This is a genomic window from Novosphingobium soli (assembly GCF_042432915.1).
Taxonomy (GTDB): Bacteria; Pseudomonadota; Alphaproteobacteria; order Sphingomonadales; family Sphingomonadaceae; genus Novosphingobium; species Novosphingobium soli.
In genome coordinates, this window is the sequence record NZ_JBHLWK010000040.1 from 1 (window position 1) to 4,225 (window position 4,225).

A 4,225-nucleotide genomic window follows, 5' to 3' on the forward strand; every position below is an offset into this window, starting at 1 on the left:
TAGCCTTCCCGGGTCACTTCTCAGTGGCAATCAACACCCCGAAGAAAGCGAGGCCCGACATCTCGCTGCCATGCCCGTGATCGTCGTCGGTACCCCAAGCTGGATTGACACTGTGGAGATCGTCAGCGGAAAAAACGGGAGCCAGGAGCGCATGGGCCCGATTGACGCCTGTATCGAGTAGACAGACAGCGATCCCGTCAGCATTCTCGCTCGGTACCAACCGCTGGACGGTCGCATCGATCCAACCATTTTGATCATCGCGCCCTTCCCCGCTCGTGAAGAAACTGGCGTCGTCTCGGCCGAGGCGAATTTCCGCGACAGCATCCGTGCTGGCGACGATCCTCGCCAGCATCTGTCGATCGGCATAGATGAAGACAACCTCCCGTTCGGCAAAGCGCAGCCTGTCTTCTCCGACGAGCACATCTACAGCCGCGGCCTTCGCATCTAAATTGGCGATCCGATCAGGCCAACACTAGCATTCCCACCACGTTGGTGCGCCTTCGGCAGGCATCGGTCGTGCATCGACCCATAGCGATTCCAGTCGTGCGAGACGGAAGTGCTCGATTGACGCGAAACGCGCCTCGTGCGAGGGTCGGCCCGATTTTCCGCGCTTGGACTGATATTCGTCGATCTTCATATCGAGGAATTCCTGCTGGGCGTCGGGAACGAAGATCGTACCGATCGTTGCCCCCTCGTCCGACCTGGCGACGCTTGCCAGCCTGATTCCCTTGCTCGTCCAGTTCAGGTCCGGAAGCGGTTGCTCCGGTAGCGTCTCGAACTCGATATATCGGCCAGGTTCGCCCACAACCTGGGCGTCCCGCAGCGACAGTATGCCCTCGGCGCCGGCCCATGCCTGCGCGAGGTCACGCTTCAGGCTTTCGGCATGGCGTTCGGTCTCTCTCCCCAGATCGCGCCCGGGAACCATGCGGTTCGGGCGTTTGTAGGGCTTGAGATCGACAAAGTGATCGATGCGTAGATGCTGTCGCCTATAACCGCTCGGCATAATCCCCCATCTGCCGCAAAAATCTTATCTGTCGTTGAAAATGTCGGCGACCGCTTCTCTCATCGCGCGCCTGGCGTTGAGGGCCGCCAAAATCTCATCGGTAGCAACCGTCTTGCGACCGGCAAGGATCGCCTCCTTCGTTGCCTCATCTGCGACGCGTGCCAGTTCGGCCTGGCTGAGCCCCTCGGTCAAGGGGAGAATCTTTTCCCAACCCAGCGAGCGGCCGGCCATCCGGCCCAGCCGATGGCGCATCATCGCCTTGATGCCTGACGCATCCGGCAAGCCATACTCTATGATCTCATCGAACCGGCGCACAAGCGCCCTGTCCAGAAGTTCGGGATGGTTCGTCGCAGCGACGACCACGCTGTCGGTTGCATTGGCTTCCTCGAGAAACTGGAGGAATGAATTGAGAACTCGACGCATTTCGCCAACCTCGTTGGCAGCACCACGCTTTCCCCCGATCGCGTCGAATTCATCGAAGAGATAGACGCCGCGCATTTGGGCAATCTGATTGAAGATGAGCCGCAGCTTACCGGCGCTCTCCCCTAGAAAACGGGTAATTACACCTTCAAGGCGAACGGTGAACAGGGGCAAGTGCAATTCGCCCGCCAGAGCGCTCGCGGTTAAGGTCTTGCCCGATCCGGGTGGGCCAACCAACAAGAGTTTTGAGCTCGGATGCTGTCCGAACTCGCGCAAACGCTCGCGATTTTGCTGCTGTACCACCAAGCGGCTCAGTCGAGCTCGGATCGCCTCGGTCAGCGTCATATCCGCAAGGCGGGTGTCGCTGTGCGACACATGCACCAACTCTTCAAGTTCGCCGCGTGGTTTGGCTAACGGCGTTGCGATGGCGAGTTGGGGCCGTAAGGAGGAAGTGCCCCCCCCCGCACTGGTCCGCGCCGTATCGACTAGCTTTCGCAACGTTTCGGCTGTCTTGACGTGCCCTTGGCGTGCCTCGGCGGCCGCGATCTGCAGCGCGACCGTATAAACCCGCTCGTCATTCCCTTCGACGTGCCCGGCGAGAAGAGCGATCACCTGCTTTGCGCCAGCCATAACTCCTCCTTTCTCCGATCAGCCGATAGCTACTCACACCCCATAGCAGAACAATGGCTCGGCAACAGGTCGATCTTATCGCGTGGACAGTCGAGCGCAGCAAAAAAGATGACGCGCTTAGCCAAGGGGCCACGGGCCTATGTCGCCTGCGGTTAAATCAACCTGATAAAAGCCATTCCCATCGTCTGCAGCGCATTTTTTAGCCCGATTCATCCGGGACAGGATTGCCAGCCTCCACTCGCCAACACCCTCGTCGGCATTGTGGAATAACAGGCAGCTGGCGAAACATATGGTCGCGTGCAGCGGCACAACAATTGAAGCACACTCGGAATCGATAGGAAGCAAGCCTTGGCCATCACGCCGCGCAGTTTGGCCGGTGACAAAGATCATGTTAATTTCTTCACGAGGAGAACGATATGACCCGCGTCGCCCTTTATGCCCGCTATTCCGACGACAAGCAGAGTGCCGCCTCGATTGAGGATCAGTTCCTTATATGTCGGGAGCAGGCAAAGCGTGAAGGCTGGCACATCGTAGGGAACTACAAGGACGCAGCGATCTCGGGTGCCAGCGTTATCCTGCGCCCCGGCATTCAGGCTCTCGTCCAGGACGCACAGATGGGCCGCTTCGATGTTCTGCTCGCGGAGGCATTGGATCGCGTGTCCCGCGATCAGGCCGACGTTGCAACGCTCTACAAGCACCTGCAATTCGCTGGCGTGAAGATCGTCACGCTGGCTGAGGGCGAAGTGTCCGAGCTACATGTCGGCCTTAAGGGCACCATGAATGCCCTGTTCCTCAAGGACCTTGCGAAGAAGACTCATCGTGGCCTGCGCGGACGCGTCGAGAAAGGCAAGTCTGGCGGCGGCCTGTGTTATGGCTATGACGTTGTTCGTCGCTTCTCCAGCGAAGGCGAGGCAGTCCATGGCGAGCGCAGCATCAATTCCGTCGAAGCCGAGGTGGTGCGTCAGGTCTTTCGGCAGTTCGCCAACGGACTTAGCCCTCAGGCGATTGCGCGCCGCTTGAATGAAGCGGGCATACCCGCTCCGACCGGCACACTTTGGACATCGACGACGATCCGGGGCCACGCAAAACGTGGAACCGGTCTGCTTAACAATGAGCTCTATATCGGAAAGCTGGTCTGGAACCGGCTTCGCTATCTCAAGAATCCGCAGACCGGCAAGCGTGTGTCACGGATCAATCCGCAATCGGAATGGATCGTCACCGACGTCCCCGATCTACGGATCGTCGATGAGGAACTGTGGCAGGCAGCCAAGGCAAGACAGGAAGATATAGCGGTCCAATATGCCGGCGTCATCGAAGCGACGCGCGCAGCACACAATAAGCTGAACCGCACCCGTCGCCCCAGGAGCCTGCTCTCAGGCCTCGTTTACTGCGGATGCTGCGGCGGGTCTTATACCCTTCGCGGGCAGGGGCGGTTTGCATGTTCGAACCATATCGACACGAGAAACTGTTCGAATGGTCATAGCATTTCTCGTGAGAAACTCGAGGCACGGGTTCTCGATGGCCTCCGCGATCGAATGATGAGTCCCGAAGTTGCCGCCAGGGCCATTCGCACCTGCGTAGAGGAGACCAATCGCCTGAACCGCGAGCGCCGGGCAACCGACACGGCAGATCGCGCTGAACTCGACAAGGTCCTGAAAGCGATCAAGGGCGTTCTGGACATCGTGGAGGAAGGCAAGGGAACACGCACCCTCGTCGACCGCCTCCTCGATCTGGAAGCACAGGAGGACGCCATCCGCGCCCGTCTCGCTGCCGCCCCGGCTGATGTTCCGGATATCCATCCCAACATCGCCGAGATCTATCGCGGCAAGGTCGAGCGGCTAGCAGACGCGCTGGTCTGTCCCGAGGAACGCGAAGAGGCAGCCGACGCCCTGCGCGGGCTCATCGAGCGCGTCGTCCTGACGCCGGGCACCAGGCGCGGCGAAGTCAACGCCATGCTGCATGGCGAGTTCGGTACCATCCTGGATTGGCTTGAGCGGCAGCAATCCGCCAAAAACGACACCACCCCCGGCGCTGGTGCGCCAGGGGTGTCCGGTATGTCGGTATCGGTGGTTGCGGGAGGGCGATCTAACAGAGACCGACAAACCAGTGAAAAATCTGGTTTGTCGGTATCGGTGGTTGCGGGGGCAGGATTTGAACCTGCGACCTTCAGGT

General features: G+C 59.7%; 5 protein-coding genes. 1 reads left to right on the plus strand and 4 read right to left on the minus strand.

Annotated features, from left to right (window positions below; translation table 11 throughout):
* Positions 1–13: 13 nt before the first annotated feature.
* The 4 genes from ACFFJC_RS20740 to ACFFJC_RS20755 all read right to left on the minus strand — a co-directional run bounded on the left by ACFFJC_RS20740 (position 14) and on the right by ACFFJC_RS20755 (position 2,443).
* Entirely contained in the window at positions 14–421 is a 408-nt protein-coding gene (locus ACFFJC_RS20740) for a S8 family serine peptidase (RefSeq protein ID WP_379489223.1), read from the minus strand.
* Positions 422–472: 51 nt separating this feature from the next.
* Positions 473–1,003: a hypothetical protein gene (locus ACFFJC_RS20745; RefSeq protein WP_283407260.1), complete on the minus strand. Its 531-nt coding sequence runs from the start codon at positions 1,001–1,003 to the stop codon at positions 473–475.
* Positions 1,004–1,027: 24 nt separating this feature from the next.
* Positions 1,028–2,053 carry an AAA family ATPase gene (locus ACFFJC_RS20750; protein WP_010336413.1) on the minus strand — a complete coding sequence of 342 codons (1,026 nt, stop codon included), beginning with the start codon at positions 2,051–2,053 and terminating at the stop codon, positions 1,028–1,030.
* Positions 2,054–2,170: 117 nt separating this feature from the next.
* Entirely contained in the window at positions 2,171–2,443 is a 273-nt protein-coding gene (locus tag ACFFJC_RS20755) for a hypothetical protein (RefSeq protein WP_086493912.1), read from the minus strand.
* A 26-nt stretch (positions 2,444–2,469) separates the two neighbouring features.
* Here ACFFJC_RS20755 and ACFFJC_RS20760 point away from each other — a divergent pair.
* On the plus strand, positions 2,470–4,225 hold a 1,756-nt coding region (locus ACFFJC_RS20760), incomplete at its 3' end, for a recombinase family protein (protein ID WP_379489224.1).